This window comes from Dactylosporangium sp. CA-152071, assembly GCF_050936335.1.
GTDB classification, from domain to species: domain Bacteria; phylum Actinomycetota; class Actinomycetes; order Mycobacteriales; family Micromonosporaceae; genus Dactylosporangium; species Dactylosporangium maewongense.
Window position 1 is genome coordinate 7453661 of record NZ_JBNJMZ010000001.1, and the last position, 14360, is coordinate 7468020.

General features: G+C 72.5%; 16 protein-coding genes. 2 read left to right on the top strand and 14 right to left on the bottom strand.

All coding sequences use genetic code 11. The annotated features are described in order from the left end of the window. Positions 1-254: 254 nt before the first annotated feature. On the top strand, positions 255-1745 hold the full coding sequence (locus ACQEVZ_RS33535; protein WP_433373908.1) for a hypothetical protein: 1491 nt from the start codon (positions 255-257) through the stop codon (positions 1743-1745). A gap of 10 nt (positions 1746-1755) precedes the next feature. After that, complete coding sequence (locus ACQEVZ_RS33540; RefSeq protein ID WP_433373911.1) at positions 1756-2046, top strand: hypothetical protein; 291 nt, start codon at positions 1756-1758, stop codon at positions 2044-2046. Positions 2047-2078: 32 nt separating this feature from the next. Here the strand turns inward: ACQEVZ_RS33540 and ACQEVZ_RS33545 are convergent, their stop codons facing one another. The 14 genes from ACQEVZ_RS33545 to ACQEVZ_RS33610 form a co-directional block, all read right to left on the bottom strand. Continuing rightward, entirely contained in the window at positions 2079-2852 is a 774-nt protein-coding gene (locus ACQEVZ_RS33545; protein WP_344515744.1) for a flagellar biosynthetic protein FliR, read from the bottom strand. Next, positions 2845-3120 (bottom strand): flagellar biosynthesis protein FliQ, encoded by a 276-nt coding sequence (fliQ, locus tag ACQEVZ_RS33550; RefSeq protein ID WP_344515742.1) that lies wholly within the window; start codon positions 3118-3120, stop codon positions 2845-2847. Before fliQ ends, ACQEVZ_RS33545 begins: the two co-directional genes overlap by 8 nt. 15 nt (positions 3121-3135) lie before the next feature. After that, the gene (gene fliP / locus ACQEVZ_RS33555; protein ID WP_344515741.1) at positions 3136-3900 is read right to left on the bottom strand and encodes a flagellar type III secretion system pore protein FliP; all 765 of its coding nucleotides are present in this window, start codon (positions 3898-3900) and stop codon (positions 3136-3138) included. Continuing rightward, on the bottom strand, positions 3897-4199 hold the full coding sequence (locus tag ACQEVZ_RS33560) for a flagellar biosynthetic protein FliO (protein ID WP_433373916.1): 303 nt from the start codon (positions 4197-4199) through the stop codon (positions 3897-3899). The genes fliP and ACQEVZ_RS33560 overlap by 4 nt, the downstream gene beginning before the upstream one ends. 45 nt (positions 4200-4244) lie before the next feature. Then, complete coding sequence (gene fliN, locus ACQEVZ_RS33565) at positions 4245-4988, bottom strand: flagellar motor switch protein FliN (protein ID WP_433373919.1); 744 nt, start codon at positions 4986-4988, stop codon at positions 4245-4247. Next, positions 4985-6010 (bottom strand): flagellar motor switch protein FliM, encoded by a 1026-nt coding sequence (locus ACQEVZ_RS33570; protein WP_344515735.1) that lies wholly within the window; start codon positions 6008-6010, stop codon positions 4985-4987. The genes fliN and ACQEVZ_RS33570 overlap by 4 nt, the downstream gene beginning before the upstream one ends. A 96-nt stretch (positions 6011-6106) precedes the next feature. Then, the gene (locus ACQEVZ_RS33575) at positions 6107-6568 is read right to left on the bottom strand and encodes a flagellar basal body-associated FliL family protein (protein ID WP_344515733.1); all 462 of its coding nucleotides are present in this window, start codon (positions 6566-6568) and stop codon (positions 6107-6109) included. 12 nt (positions 6569-6580) lie between these two features. Further along, positions 6581-7513, bottom strand: coding sequence for a flagellar motor protein MotB (locus ACQEVZ_RS33580; protein ID WP_433373923.1), 933 nt, complete (start codon positions 7511-7513; stop codon positions 6581-6583). 85 nt (positions 7514-7598) lie between these two features. Further along, positions 7599-8372: a flagellar motor protein gene (locus ACQEVZ_RS33585; RefSeq protein ID WP_344515729.1), complete on the bottom strand. Its 774-nt coding sequence runs from the start codon at positions 8370-8372 to the stop codon at positions 7599-7601. A 3-nt stretch (positions 8373-8375) separates the two neighbouring features. Next, positions 8376-8660 (bottom strand): flagellar FlbD family protein, encoded by a 285-nt coding sequence (locus tag ACQEVZ_RS33590; protein ID WP_344515727.1) that lies wholly within the window; start codon positions 8658-8660, stop codon positions 8376-8378. A 164-nt stretch (positions 8661-8824) separates the two neighbouring features. Next, the gene (locus ACQEVZ_RS33595) at positions 8825-10048 is read right to left on the bottom strand and encodes a flagellar hook protein FlgE (RefSeq protein WP_344515725.1); all 1224 of its coding nucleotides are present in this window, start codon (positions 10046-10048) and stop codon (positions 8825-8827) included. Between the two features lie 15 nt (positions 10049-10063). Beyond that, positions 10064-10489, bottom strand: coding sequence for a flagellar hook capping FlgD N-terminal domain-containing protein (locus ACQEVZ_RS33600; protein WP_344515723.1), 426 nt, complete (start codon positions 10487-10489; stop codon positions 10064-10066). A 228-nt stretch (positions 10490-10717) separates the two neighbouring features. Next, entirely contained in the window at positions 10718-13330 is a 2613-nt protein-coding gene (locus tag ACQEVZ_RS33605) for a flagellar hook-length control protein FliK (RefSeq protein ID WP_433373928.1), read from the bottom strand. Continuing rightward, entirely contained in the window at positions 13327-14325 is a 999-nt protein-coding gene (locus tag ACQEVZ_RS33610; RefSeq protein ID WP_433373931.1) for a transglycosylase SLT domain-containing protein, read from the bottom strand. The genes ACQEVZ_RS33605 and ACQEVZ_RS33610 overlap by 4 nt, the downstream gene beginning before the upstream one ends. Positions 14326-14360: the final 35 nt, after the last annotated feature.

Genomic DNA, 14360 nt, shown 5'->3' on the forward strand with positions numbered 1-14360 from the left:
GGCCTCCTGGGCCTTCAGGTGCGCCCCAGCCGCCTGCCGGTGGGGCCTGGCCGCCGCAGGCGGCCTCCGGGCCGGCACCGGCGGGCGGTGGCGGGCAGCCGCGTCCACCCGCGGGTGCGGCGGCGCGGCCGTCCGACGGCGGTCCTTCCCGGCCACCGGCCGGTGGCCCTCCGCGGCCGCCGACGGCCGCCGACGCGCTCAACCGGCTGCTCGCCGAGGGCCCCGCCCCGGAGGCGCCCGCGGGCGCGCCGTCGGTGCGGCCGTTCCGGCCGGCGGCCGGCCAGCCGATCGCGAAGCTCGGCGTCCAGCAGGTCACCGTGGACCCGCGCTTCGAGCAGCGCCCCGACGTGCCGCAGGCGGCCCGGTTCCAGCCGCCGCCGATGGCGGAGCCGCCACGGGTGCAGCCGCCGGCGGACGTGGACCCGCGCCGCGACGTGCCGCAGGCGCCACGGGTGCAGCCGCCGGCGGACGTGGACCCGCGCCGCGACGTGCCGCAGGCGCCACGGGTGCAGCCGCCGGCGGACATGGACCAGCGCCGCGACGTGCCGCAGGCGCCACGGTCGCAGCCGCCGGCGGGCGTCGACCCGCGCCGCGACGCGCCACGGGCGGCCCGGTTTCAGCCGCCGCCGCCCGCCGCGCCGGACCTGGACCCGCGCTACGAGCAACACCACGATCTGCCGCAACCACAGCGGTATCAGCCGCCCGCCGCACCGAACGGCGGAGGGATCTGGCCCGAACAGACGCGGATGGACCCGCGACGGCGCGCCCCGGCGCGACCGAACCCGCCACGCCCACTGTCCGACGACGAGATCGAATATTGGCAGGAGTCCTCAATGCCTGTTGAAGCCACCGCCACCGTGGAGAAGCCGCGGACACCGGATCAGAGCGAACGGCTCGCCGGGGCCTACAGCCCGCACACCGCCGCGCAGGCCGCGGCCGCCGCACAGGCGGCGGCGGCCCCTGCCGAGCGCACCGCCGCGGAGCGCACGGCCGCCGCCGCCGAGCGGGCGGCGCGTTCGGAGGCGGCCGCCGCCGAGCGGGCCGCCGCGGCCGAACGCGCCGGCGGCGACCGGACCGCCGCGGAGAAGTCCGAGCGGCAGACCGCGCTGGGCCGCCGGCTGCAGTCGCTGGGCGTGCCGTCGGACATCGCGTTCCGGGCCAACGCCGCCGACACCTACAGCGCCGTGGTCGACGCCTTCGCGGCGCTGCCCGTCGCCGAGCCCGCGCCCGACGGCCCGGGGGAGACGCTCATCGTCGTCGGCGAGTCGACGCACGCGGTCGAGGTCGCCCGGTGGGTCGCGGAGACCCAGCGGCTCGACAGCGACCACATCCTCTTCGCCGGCCGCAACGCCGCCGCCGCGGGAATCGACGCCAAGCGCCGCATCACCGGCGCCCACGACGCCCGCCTCTGGGCCAAGAAGCTGCGCAAGTCCGACGCGCCCAGCGTCGTCGCCGTCGAGGCCGCCCTGGACGAGTCCGCCTGGGCCGCCGCGATCGTCGAGGCGGTCCGCCCCGTCGCGGTCTGGGTCGTCGTCGACGCCAGCCGCAAGACCTCCGACGTCGCCCACCACCTGCAGGGCCTGCGCCGCGTCGACGCCATCTGCCTGCGCGGCACGATGTCCAGCGGCGACCCGGCCAGCCCGCTGTCGCTGCGGGTGCCCGTCGCCCTCCTGGACGGCCGGCCCTCGACACCGTTCCAATGGGCCGCGATGCTCTGCGAGCGCCTGAGCCTGGTGGGCGGCTGACGTGCTGGGGATGGCACGCTTCTCCACGCTGTTCCTCGCCGTGGTGATCGCGTCGCCCGCCCTCTACGCCACGTTCGTCACCCACCACCTCGACCTGCAGACCGGGCTGCTCCGCCTGCTCATCGCCGTGCCGGTGGCCGCGGTGATGCTCGCCGTCTTCCGGATGGTGACCCGCAGCTACGGCAAGCCCGACAAGAAGCGCGAGCCGTCCCCGGACGCCGCCACCGGCGATGAGCCGCTGCGCGCCGAGGCAGTGGCCGGCGAGCCCTTCCCCCAGCGCCGCGCGGAGGACAACCCCTGACCCACCCGCACCGCTGACGCCCCGCGCCGCGGTCAGGCGGCCAGGAGCTTCAGGACCAGGGTCACGGAGCGGTCGGTCAGGTTGGCGATCGCGTTCGGCAGGAGCATCATCGCGGTGCCGACGATGACCAGGGTGAGCAGGACCTTCGCCGGGAAGCCGAAGGAGAACGGGTTGAGGGCGGGGGCGGCGCGGGTCAGCAGGCCCAGGGCGACGTCCACGGCGAGCATGATCGCGACCAGGGGGGCCGCGATCTGCAGGCCCGCCAGGAACATCTCGCCGAAGCCGTCCTTGATGATGCCGGCGAAGGTCTCCAGGGAGAAGGCGTCGTTGAGCGGGATCGCGGTGTAGGAGCGGGCGAAGCCGCGCAGGATCAGCTGGTGCGAGTCGGTGGCGAACATGAGCGCCATGCCGATGAGGTTGTAGAAGCGGCCGAAGACGGCGTTGCCCTGGAGCATGAAGGGGTCCATCGAGAACGCCAGGCTGAAGCCGCCGACGAGGTCGATCATGTTGCCGGCGATCTGGACCGCGGCGAAGAGCAGCGCGGTGATGAAGGCGAGCGCCGCGCCGATGACGGCCTGCTCGACGGCGTTGAGGATGAGCACACCGGTGGACATGCCCGGCGGGATCTGCGGGGCGAGGCGCGGGGCGATGGGCAGGGCGATCGCCACCGACAGCAGGGCCTTCACGGCGGCGGGCGCGCCGCGGTTGTTGAAGGGCGGGCACAGGGCGAGCCACACGCCCGCCCGGATCGAGCCGAGCAGGATCGCCAGGACCGTGCTCAGCGGCACGGTGTAGGACTCAGGCACCCTTGATCAGGTCCGGGATCTGGGCGTAGAGCTGCTCGGTGTAGGTGACCATCTCGTGCAGCATCCAGTTGCCGGCGAAGAGCAGCGCCAGCCCGATGGCGGCCGCCTTCGGGACGAAGGAGAGCGTCGACTCCTGGATCTGGGTCACGGACTGGAAGAGCGAGATGGCGAAGCCGACGACGAGCGCCGTGAGCAGGATCGGCGCGCCGAGCTTCGCGGCGATCGTCATGGCCTCCAGGCTGAGCTCGAGGATCTTGGTGTCGGTCATGCGGGGTACACCTCGTCAGTGGTAGCTGGCCACGAGGGCGGTGAGGATCAGCCCCCACCCGTTGACCAGGACGAACAGCAGGAGCTTGAACGGCAGCGCGATGGTGACGGGCGGCAGCATCATCATGCCCAGCGACATGAGGGCCGCCGAGACGACCATGTCGATGACCAGGAACGGGATGTAGATGACGAAGCCGATGATGAACGCGGCCCGCAGCTCGGACAGGACGAACGCGGGGATCAGCGTCGACAGCGGCACGTCGTCCTTGTTCTTCGGCAGCGGCCGGTCGGCGATCTTCGTGAAGAGCGCGATCTCGTCCTTGCGGGTCTGCTTCAGCATGAACGCCTCGAGCGGCTGCATCCCGTCCTTGAAGGCCACCGCCTGGGTCTTCTCTCCCTTCAGATAGGGCTGGAGCCCGACGTCGTTCACCTCGGAGACGACCGGCGACATGATGAAGAGGCTGACGAACAGCGCCAGGCCTGCGATGACCTGGTTGGGCGGCACGTTGCTGAGGCCGAGCGCGTTGCGGGTGATCGACAGGACCACGAAGACCTTCGTGAAGCTGGTCGTCATCAGCAGCAGCGACGGCGCGATCGACAGCAGCGTCAGCAGGATGATGATGGTGATCGACTGGCTGGGCTGGACGCCGCCGACGTCGATGTTGACCGTGCCGTCGGGTGGGGTCGGCGACACCGGTGGCTTCGGCGTCGGTGCGGCGTGGGCGGCGGCGGGCAGGAGCAGCGCCGTACCGAAGGCGGCAAGAGCCAGCAGGAGCCTCATCGCCTGCCCCTCAGGAACCGCCAGGCCTCCGCCGAGAGCAGCGAGCCGGCCAGGGGGGACGGGCGCGGATCCTCCGGCGCGCCGGCTGAGAACACCGCGGCGTCCGCGTCGGCCAGCAGCGACACCCCCGCGTCGCTGACGCCGAGCACGAGGGCCCGGTCGGCGACCTTCACGACCGCGACCGACGAGCCCCGGCTGAGCTGCTGGCGGGCGAGCACGGTGACCAGCCCCGCGCCGTGGCCGCCGCCGACCCCGCGCCGGGCCAGCCGCGCCAGCGCCCACAGTAGGGCGAACACCACGGTGAGTGAGCACAGGACGCGCAAAGCCAGTTCGAACATCAGCGACTAGGCCCGGTCCGAAGGGCCGACGATCTCGGTGATCCGGATGCCGAAGTTCTCGTCGATCACGACCACCTCGCCGCGGGCGATGAGCCTCCCGTTGACGAGCAGGTCGGCGGGGCCGCCGGCGGCCCGGTCCAGCTCGATCACCGCGCCGGGGGCGAGCGACAGCAGCTCCCGCACGCTCATCCGGGTCCGCCCGAGCTCGGCGGTGACCTCCATCTCGACGTCGTGCAGCAGGTCGAAGGCCGGCGGCCGGCCGCGGTCGTCGCGGTCGTCGCGGAAGTCGCCGGCGCCCCCGCCGGAGGTCACCTCGACCGCCACGGCCAGCGCGACGACGGCGTGGACGGCACCCTCGTCGGTGGTGAGCGGCACCAGGACGCCGCCCGCGGCGACGACCTGCCCCATGGCGGCGGCCGGCTGAAGCACCTCGCCCGGGTCGACGACGACCGGCCCGACGGTGGTCGCCGCGGCCTCCAGGGCGGGCCGGACGGCCTGGCTCAGGTCCAGGGCGCCCATGGGGGAGTTCGCGAGGGCCTCGACGAGGTCCTGGGTGACGACGATGGCGACCTCGCCCTGCGCGGTGCCGGCGAACCGGGCGCGGACGGCCTGGCCGTCGATCGCGAGCTCGTCGACGTTCTGCGTGGGCGCACCGACGGAGAGCGGGGAGCTGGCGGGCAGCAGCGCCACGGCGGCCTGTGCGGCCGCCTCGGCGCGGGCCAGCAGTGCCTCGTTGGTGGCGATGGTCATCGGCGGTTCTCCTCAGCGCGGTTCTGGCCGAGCTGTCCGGCCGGCTGTCCTGCGGGCCGGTGTGTCGGTCGTTGACCTGGCTGCGGGCTCGGCACCACGAGACAGGCCAGACGGTTGCCCTGCGCGCCCGGGACGGCGTAGGCGAACGTGATGTCCGCCGTGGTCACCGCCAGGGGCGTCGAGGTGGTGTGGGCGAGCGGCACGACGTCGCCCGGCCGCAGCCCGATCAGGTCGGCGGGGTGCATGCGGACCGGCTGGAAGCGCACCGCGACCTCGATCGGCGCGCCCTCCAGGCCGGCGACCACGTTGCGGTAGGCGATCTCACGGGCCGCCCGCTGTGCCTCGGTGAGCACCGCGCTGCCCTGCTCGCCCTGCAGCTTCGGGAAGATCGAGCCGAACGGCAGGCAGATGCTGGCGACGCACTCCTCGCTGCCGACCCGCATCTCGAAGGACGCCACGATCACGGCGTCGGACGTCGCGCCCGCCTGGGCGAACTGGGGGTTGTACTCGATCGTCGTCATCTCCGGCCGTAACGCCACGATGCCCTCGAAGGCGTAGCGCAGCTCGCCGAGCGTCCGCTCGATGAGGCCGTGCAGCAACGGCATCTCGATGTCGCTCAGCGGGCGCTGGGGCTGCGGGCCGCCCGGGCCGCCGAGCATGTGGTCGATGCAGGCCATGGCGGTGCTCAGGGAGAACTCCAGGATGGCAGTGCCGGGTAATGGGTCGATGCTGAACATGGCGACGACGGTCGGACTGGACAGGCCGCTGATGTACTCGTCGTAGGTCAGCTGTTCGATGGAGATCAGGCTGACCTGCGACACCGCCCGGAGGCTGGTGGTCAGCAGCGTGGCGTACTGGCGGGCGAAGGTCTCGTAGGAGATCTGCAGGGTTCGGATGTGTTCGCGGGACAGTTTGGTCGGACGCCGGAAGTCATACGGCTCAGGACCGGAGCTCTTGCCGCCACGCCGGCTCATCTTGCCGGGCGTGCGGCCGCTCCCGGTCGCCGACGTTGACTGCGTCACTCTCTTACCATCGGTCTTTTTGGGTGCAGCTTGACGTAAAACGGCCGAAACGGACCTAGAGGTTTCCTTGAAACCCCCAGATCCGCCGGTTCGGGCCTACTGGATCACGAACGACGTGAAGTACACGTCCATGATCTCTTTCGTCTTGTCCACCGTGTACGCCTTCTCGATCTTCTCCCGGAGCTCCGCCTTCGAGCGCTCCCGCTCGGTGTTGGACATGAGCTCCGCCATCGGCCGGTTGCTGTACAGCTCGATCGCGATGTCCAGCGCCTTGCTGCCGTCCGGGGCCTCGGCCGCGTCCGCGGTCGCCTGCAGCGACAGCCTGAGCTTCAGGAAGTGCCCGTCGGCCAGGTTGATCGTGACCGGGTCCAGCGGCACCACCGCGCCCGGCTCGGGCTCGGGCGCCGCGGTCGCGGAGGACGGCTTGAACATGAAGTAGCCGCCCGCCCCGCCGCCCAGCAGCACCACCACGATCGCGATGATCATGATGAGCTTCTTCCTGCTCTTCTTCGGCGCCTCTTCGGTCTCCGCCTGGGCCGCCTTCTCGTCCTTCGCCATCCAGGCCGCTCCTTACGAGGTCGGGGTGGCCGAGGGCAGCAGCGCCCGGGTGTCGGCCGGAAGGGAGGACAGGACGATGATCTCCACCCGCCGGTTGAGCGACGCCGCTCGCGGGTCGTCCGCCGCGTACAGCGGCTTCGTGTCGGCGTAGCCGGACGCCAGCAGGCGGGTCTCCGGGATGCCGGCGTTGCTGTGCAGGAAGCGCACCACCGTCGAGGCGCGGGCCGTGGACAGCTCCCAGCCGCTGGGGTAGCTGCCGGTCGTGGCGGCGAGCTGGTTGGTGTGCCCGTCGACCTCGATCTTGTTGGGCAGGCCGGCGATCGCCGGGCCGATCCCGGCCATGATCTCCCGGCCGGCGGACAGCAGCTGCGCCTCGCCGCCGTCGAACACGATCGCGCTGGTGACGACGGTGACGACCAGGCCGCGCTCGTCGATGCTGAACTTCACCGAGTCCTGCAGGCCCTGCTTCTCGAGGTTCTTCTCGAGGTTCTTCTCGATCTGGTCCTTGATCTTCTCGAAGTTCTCGACCTCCTGCTGCGCGGCCTTCTGCTTCGCCGACGCCGTCGCCCGCTCCTTCGCCGCCACGGCCTCCTGGATCGCCGTCGCGTCGCTGGTGGTGCCGCCGATGCCCGAGGACAGGTCCATCGGGGAGTCGCTGTCGGAGGACTCCATGAGGTTGGACTCGCCGCCGTCGAACGCCACCGAGGGGGAGCCGAAGCCGACCGCGAGACCGTTCTTGAGCTCCGCGAACTTCTTCTGGTCGACCTGGCTGATCGCGAACAGCACGATGAAGAGCACCATCAGCAGCGTCATCATGTCGGCGTAGCTGACCAGCCAGCGCTCGTGGTTCTCGTGCTCCTCCTCGTGCGCGCCGTGCTTCTTGCCGTGGCCCTTCGCGTGCGCGCCCTTGGTGCCGCCCTTGGCAGCGTGCCCACCTCCGCTCATGCCGCCACCTCCGCTGCGCTCCGGCGTCGGCCTGAGCCAAACCTGTCACATGATGAGCGGACCGAGCCGCTTCGCTGTCCGCTCATCAGGCGGCCTCCTTCTTCTCAGTGACGCTGCCCGGCGGCAGCAGGCTTCGGAGCTTCTGTGCGACCAGGCGGGGGTTGGCCCCTGCCTGGATGTTGATGATGCCGGCGATCACGAGCTCCATCTGTGCGCATTCGAGCTCGGACAGCCGTTTCAACTTGGCTCCCATCGGCAGCCACATGACGTTTGCTGAGAGAACTCCCCAGAGCGTCGCCACGAAGGCGCCGGCGATGAGGTGGCCGAGCTTGTCCGGCTGGCTCAGGTTCTCCAGTACGTGGATCAGGCCGATGACCGTGCCGATGATGCCGATCGTCGGGGCGTACCCGCCCATGCCCGTGAAGATCGTCGCGGCCTGCTTGTCGGCCTTGCGTTTCGCGTCCACCTCGGCCTCGAGGATCGTCGCGAGCTCCTCCGAGTCGGTGCCGTCGATGGCGAGCTGCAGGCCCTTCTTGAGGAACGGATCCTGCACCTCCTTCATCGCGTCCTCCAGCGCGAGGAGCCCCTCGCGCCGGGCCTTCTCGGCGAGCTTGACGATGTCGTCGACCAGCGCGTCGGCCGGCTGCACGCTGCCCAGCAGCACCCGCTTGAACGAGTCGCCGAGCGCGATCGTGTCCTTCAGCATGCCGCCGGCCATGGCCGCGCCGAGCGTGCCGAAGAAGACCAGGATCAGCGGAGGCAACAGGAAGATGGAGCCGGGGCTGCCGCCTTCGAGGATCATCGAGACGAAGATCGCGATGAAGGCGAGCACGACCCCGATGATGGTTGCCGGATCCATGTGTCAGCGCTCCCGACGGTGGAGATGGACGACGTTGGTCTCCTTGGCGCGCTCCCGGGCCTCGTCGGCGCGCTCCGCCGACGTCTGCCCCACGAGCTGCTGCGCGTCCACGACCACCTGCGCCCGGTACTGGCGGATCAGCGCCACCAGCTCCGGCAGTGACTCGGCGATCAGGTACTTGGTGCCGTCGACCAGGGTCACGACGGTGTCGGGGGTGCAGTCGGCCCGCTCGACCAGGTCGGGGTTGAGAGCGAACACCGGGCCGTTGAGTCGGGTCAGCAGGATCATCGACGCGCTCCCGTCCTTGGTGGTAGTGGGCGAGGCCCCCTCCGTGGTGCCTTCGGAGTTCACATCGGACCGATCGGCCGACAGGTGAGGAGTTGACGGTTGCCGTGGAGGTGCTACGCAAAAGGCCCACCCCGAAGGGTGGGCCTTTTGTCCGATGGAATCCCTTACCGCTTCAGGTTCACCAGCTCCTGCAGCACCTCGTCCGACGTGCTGATCACCTTCGAGTTCGCCTGGAAGCCGCGCTGGGCCACGATCAGGTTCGTGAACTCCTGCGCCAGGTCGACGTTGGACATCTCCGTCGCACCGCTCTGCAACGTGCCGAGACCCGCCGTCCCGGCGACGCCGACCTGCGCCAGGCCCGAGTTCACCGTGAAGCGGTACAGCGAGTCGCCGACCTTCTCCAGACCGGGCGGGTTGTTGAAGTTGGCGAGGGCGAGCTGCGCCACCGTCTGCTTGTTGCCGTTGGAGAACACGCCGACGAGCTGACCGTCGGGGTTGATGCTGAAGGACTGCAGCGTCGCGGCCGGCGAACCGTTCTGGCTCAGCGGGCTCACCGTCGTGCTGCCCGTGTACTCCGTCAGGCCCGCCAGGTCCACCTCGACGCCGTTGCCGTCGCTGTCCGGGTCGTACAGCAGGCCGATCTTCGTGTTGCCGTTCGAGTCGGTGTACGTGGGCCCGCTGATCTGCCCGTTCGGCAGGAACGTCAGGCTCGCCGGTGACGACGGCGTGGTGCCGTCGCTGACGCTGACCTCCCACCCGCCGGCGGTCAGCGTGAACGTCGACGTCAGCGTCACCACGTTGCCCTGCACGTCGTACGTCTTGATCGACCGCGGGATCGTGGTGTTCAGCGGCGCGTCGGCCGGCAGGTTACCGGCGATGACCATGTTGCGGGTGGCGTTCGGTGCGATCAGTGTGCCCATCGGCAGCCGGATGTCGCCGATCGGCGCGTTCGTGTTGACCGTGCCGTTCACCGCCGGCCAGCCCTGCACCGCGGCGCCGGTCGGCGTGACCAGCTTGCCCTCGGCGTCGAAGTTGAACGCACCGGCCCGCGTGTAGAGCATCTCGTCGACGGAGTTGACGACGAAGAACCCGTCGCCGGAGATCATCACGTCGGTGGCGCGGCCCGTCGTCTGCGCCGAGCCCTGGATGAAGCTCGTGTTGATCGCGCCGAGCCGCACGCCCAGGCCGACCTGGGCGGGGTTCGTGCCGCCCTGCCCCTGCTGCGGCGCGCCCGCGGCCCGCATCATCTGGCTCAGCGTGTCCTGGAACACCACCTGCGACGACTTGAACCCCACGGTGTTGACGTTGGCGATGTTGTTGCTGGTGACATCCATCATCTGCTGGTGGGCCCGCAGACCGCTGATGCCGGAGAAGAGTGAGCGGAGCATAGGGGAGGGGTCCTTTCAGGATGCCGGGTTGCGGACTTCCTTGACCGCAGTGAGCGCGACATCCGTGTCGCCGACCCGCAGGGTGGGGCTGGTGCCCGAGAACGTCGCCGCGGTCACCACGCCGGACTGCTCCTTGCCGTCCTTGTCGGTGTACGCGACGGTCTTGCCGATCAGGTTGCTCGCGCCGAGCTGCAGCTGCGCGGTGAGCAGGCTCTGCTGCGCCGTCGCCAGATCGGTCAGCTTCTCGACCGTGGTGAACTGCGCCGTCTGCGCCAGGAACTCCGAGTTGTCCATCGGCTTCATCGGGTCCTGGTACTTCAGCTGCGCGACGAGCAGCTTCAGGAACGCGTCCTTGCCCAGGTCGCCGCCGGGCTTCGCGGGTGCTTCCTGCTTCGTGCCGTCCGTCTTCGCGACGTCGCCGGGCGCGTTCGTCTTCGGCACGTAGTCGCTGACGTTGCCGGGGACCGGCTTCGGGACGTAGTCGCCGACGTTGCCACTGACAGGACCACTGACAGGACCGCTGGCAGCGCCACTGTTGGGGCCACTGGCAGGACCACTGGCAGGACCACTGGCAGGGGCGCTGACAGGGGCGCGGGCGGGGCCACTGGCAGGGCCGGTGACAGGGCCGGAGACCGGCGTGATCGGGGTGGTGATGGCGAAACCCCCTACCTAGATGCGCACGTCGACCAGGGCGTCCGGGTCGAGGACCGGTTCGGTCGCCCGCGACTCGGGTGCCTGCTGATGAGATCGACCCTGCGACTGCCAACCTGAGAACTGTTGCGACTGGTTGCCGGGCCGGTCAGTGTCCTGGTGCAGATCCAGCGAGCACTGCCCGAATCCCGCGTCCCGCAGGTCCTGCCGCAGGTCCGGCAGCGCCGCCTGCAGCGCGGCCCGCGCCGCGTCACTGCCCGCCGCCAGCTGCACGGCGATCGTCCCGTCCCGCACCTCGGCGACGATGCTGACCTGCCCCAGGTCCCCGGGGCTGAGCTGGATCGTCATCCGGTGCACCCCGTCGGGCCCCTTCCGCAGCGGCGTCAGCACCATCGCGACCTGCGTCGCCACCGGTGCCGGCGGCGGTGCCTGCGCGGGCGCGGGAGTTGCCGCGACGGCCTGCGTCATCGGCGGCTGCGGCAGCTGTACGGCCACCGCCTGCCCTCCGCCGGCACCGTCCTCGATCCGCGCGGGGTGCCGCGCGTGACCGTTGCCGCCGGGTGTCCCGCTCTGGCCGCCCCGGCCCTGCGCGTCGCCGGCGAGCGCGCCCTGTGCGGCTCCCTGTGCCGCCTGCTGCGCCGCGAGCTGCGCCGCCTGCTGACCGCCGTCGACCGCCCCGCCACGCGCCTCGGCCGGCACCGCGTCGGTGGCGGCGATGGCGGCCGTGGGCACGGACTGGGGGAGCCCCTGCGGGCTCGCTGCGCCGCCGGCCTCGGCGGCGGACCGTGCCGCGGCCTGAGCGGCTGACTGGGCGGCGGCTGACTGGGCCGCGAACTGAGCGGCTGACTGGGGCGCGGACTGGGCGGCGGTGGTGGGCTGGGCCGTGGTGGGCTGGGTCTGGTGCTGCGGGTCGAGCGGTGTGGTGGCCGGCGTCGCCACGGGCGGCGCTGCCTGCGCCGTCAGGGCGGCATTGCCGGTGAGCTGGGCGGTCGCCGGGTCGGTGGTCCGCGGCGCCCGGGGGAGCTGGGCCGGGTCGGCCGCCGGTGCCGCCTCCTGCGCCGTCAGCAGCGCCGCCGCCTGGGCGAGCAGGCCCTGCGCGGGGGCGGCCGGGACGGTGGCGGATGCTGCCCCGGAGCCGAGCGCCTGCGTGGCGCCGGACGCGGCCACGACGGGCGCCGCCACCGGAGTGGTCGCCGCGGTGGCGGTCAGGCCGGCACCGGGAAGCGGGTTGCCGGTCCAGGCGGTCAGGTCCTGCCCTTCGCCGGCCGGCCGCGCGGCTCGGGGATCGGCCGGCACCTGCGGCGGTGTGGCGAGTCGCGTCGCCGGGTCGGTCAGCGCCTGCGCGGCGGCCTGCGCCCCGGTCAGCGCCGCGTCCTGTCCGGCGGCGGCCTGCGCCCCGGCGCGCGCCGCGAGCTGCGCCCCGATCCGAGCCGCGTCCTGCCCGGCTGCCTGTGCCCCGGTCCGTGCCGCGTCCTGCCCGGTGGCCTGCGTTCCGGCCTGCGCCGCGAGCTGCGCTTCAGCCCGCGCTGGGAGCTGTGCCCCGGCCTGCGTTCCTGCCTGTGTTCCGGACTGCGCCGCGAGCTGCGCTCCGGCCTGAGCTGAGAGCTGTGCCCCGGCCTGCGCCGCGGTCTGTGCCCCAGCCTGCGCCGCGACCTGTGTCCCAGCCTGCGCCGCGACCTGGACGTCGGCCTGCGTCGAAAGCTGTGCCGCGAGCTGTGACCCGGCCTGTGCCGCGAGCTGTGCCCCGAAGTGAGCCGCGGTCCGGGACCCGGCCTGCCCCTCAGGCTGCGCCCCGGTCGCAGCACCGATCCCGGTCCCGAGCGCGGTCCCGGTGAGGGCGCCCGGCCGCGGACCGAGCTGGGCTTGGGCCGCAGTCTGCGCCGGGTCCTGTTCCTGCGGTGCTGCCCCGGCCTGGGGCACGGCCCGGGCGTCGAGCTGGTGCCCGGCCGGCCGGAGGGTGGCGGGAAGCGCCGGCTGGGGTCCTGGCTCGGTGGCGACGAGCGGGACGGTCACGACCGTCGGGCCAGTCTCGGCGGCGGCCCTCAGCATGGCCTCCAGAGGGCGCCGCACGCCCGCCTCGCCGGCCGGGCCGGGACGCGCTTCGGTGGCCGGGTGGCCGGGGGCGTGCGCGAGGGGCCGCGAAGCGCCGGGCGTGGGGTCCGCCGGGCGGGGCGCTTGCCGTACCGGAGCGGCGGCGGCATCGCGGGGCTCCTGGGGCCGCTCGGAGGAGGGGCGCCGCATCACGGGCTCCCGGTGCTGCTGGGCGGCCGCGGTGGAGGCGAGGGCGTCGGCCTCGGGGGCGCGGCGGCGGTCGTCGGCCCGGCGGTCCCGCACCGGGAAGCGCCGGTCCTGCGTCCTGTCCGTCCTGTCCGTCCTGTCCGTCCTGTCCCGGTCGCGGTCCTGCTCTGGGCGCCGCACGGGGCGTTGCTCGGGGCGCTGTTCAGGGCGCTGCTCGAAGCGCTGATCGAGGCGGCGGTCGCGGGCGCCCTGGGTCGGTGCGCCCTGGGAGGCGCGGCCGTGGGTGGCGGCCGCCAGGGCCGCTGCGAACGCGTCCGAGGGGCCGGCGGCGGCAGGCTGGTCGGCGGCGCGGGTGGCGGCGGCCAGCCGGGTGACGTCCAGTGGTGCGGTCATGCGAAACCCCTTCCCGCGAGCTGTTCCATGGCCGCCTTGACCTTGGGGACGTAGGCCTGGGTCTGCGCGAACGGCGGGATGCCCCCGTAGCGGCTGACCGCGCCGCCGCCCGCGTTGTAGGCGGCGAGGGCGAGGTCGATCGAGCCGAAGCGTTCGAGGTTCGACGACAGCATCCGGGCGGCGCCGTCGACCGCCTGCGCCGGGTCGAGGGCGTCGACGCCGAGGCCGCGGGCGGTGGCCGGCATCAGCTGCATGAGGCCCTGCGCGCCGGCGCCGCTGACGGCGGCCGGGTCGTAGCCGGACTCGACCTTCGCCACGGCGGCCAGGAGGGCGGGCTCGAGGCCGTACTTCGCGCCGGCCTGCTGGAACAGCTCCGCATAGGGCACCTCCGCCGGCGTCGCCACCGTCGCCCCGGTGAGGGCGGCGGGCCGCAGTGCCATCGCCGTCGCGGAGCGCGAGCCGGCGCCCGTCGCGCCGGACAGCGCGGAGGACCACGCCGGGTCCAGCGAGGTGTTCACGATCCGGCGGATGGCGGTGGGCGTCTCGTACACGTCCTGGACCTTCACCACGTCGCCGGCGTGCGGCGTGGCGATCATGCGGTTGTTCCCGAGGTAGATGGCGATGTGGTCGACGGGGCTGCCGAAGGCGAGCAGGTCGCCGGGGCGGGCGTGGGCCAGGTCGGCCACCGCGGTGCCCTGGCGCGCCTGGTCCTTCGCCACCCGGGGGAGCGTGACGCCGAGGTCGGCGTAGACCCGCTGGACGAGGCCGGAGCAGTCCAGGCCGCTCTCCGGCCTGGTGCCGCCGAAGACGTACGGCGTGCCGAGGTACCGCTTCGCCGCGTCCACGACGTCCCCGCCGGTGACCGCGGAGGTGCTGTCCAATGTGGACTTCAGGGTCGCCGCGAACGCCTCCCCGCTGCCGGCCGCGGCGGGCGCGCCGAGCCCGATCCGGGTCCGGATCTCCGCGACACGGGCCTGCGCCTCGTACACCGTCATGCCGCCACCTCCGCTGCGCTCCGGCGTCGGCCTGC

Excerpts from the sequence above, each read along its gene's own strand:
- ACQEVZ_RS33540 (WP_433373911.1), top strand. The coding sequence starts at position 1,756 with ATGGCACGCTTCTCCACGCTGTTCCTCGCCGTGGTGATCGCGTCGCCC.
- fliQ (WP_344515742.1), bottom strand. The coding sequence starts at position 3,120 with ATGACCGACACCAAGATCCTCGAGCTCAGCCTGGAGGCCATGACGATC.
- fliP (WP_344515741.1), bottom strand. The coding sequence starts at position 3,900 with ATGAGGCTCCTGCTGGCTCTTGCCGCCTTCGGTACGGCGCTGCTCCTG.
- fliN (WP_433373919.1), bottom strand. The coding sequence starts at position 4,988 with ATGACCATCGCCACCAACGAGGCACTGCTGGCCCGCGCCGAGGCGGCC.
- ACQEVZ_RS33575 (WP_344515733.1), bottom strand. The coding sequence starts at position 6,568 with ATGGCGAAGGACGAGAAGGCGGCCCAGGCGGAGACCGAAGAGGCGCCG.
- ACQEVZ_RS33580 (WP_433373923.1), bottom strand. The coding sequence starts at position 7,513 with ATGAGCGGAGGTGGGCACGCTGCCAAGGGCGGCACCAAGGGCGCGCAC.
- ACQEVZ_RS33585 (WP_344515729.1), bottom strand. The coding sequence starts at position 8,372 with ATGGATCCGGCAACCATCATCGGGGTCGTGCTCGCCTTCATCGCGATC.
- ACQEVZ_RS33590 (WP_344515727.1), bottom strand. The coding sequence starts at position 8,660 with ATGATCCTGCTGACCCGACTCAACGGCCCGGTGTTCGCTCTCAACCCC.
- ACQEVZ_RS33595 (WP_344515725.1), bottom strand. The coding sequence starts at position 10,048 with ATGCTCCGCTCACTCTTCTCCGGCATCAGCGGTCTGCGGGCCCACCAG.
- ACQEVZ_RS33605 (WP_433373928.1), bottom strand. The coding sequence starts at position 13,330 with ATGACCGCACCACTGGACGTCACCCGGCTGGCCGCCGCCACCCGCGCC.
- ACQEVZ_RS33610 (WP_433373931.1), bottom strand. The coding sequence starts at position 14,325 with ATGACGGTGTACGAGGCGCAGGCCCGTGTCGCGGAGATCCGGACCCGG.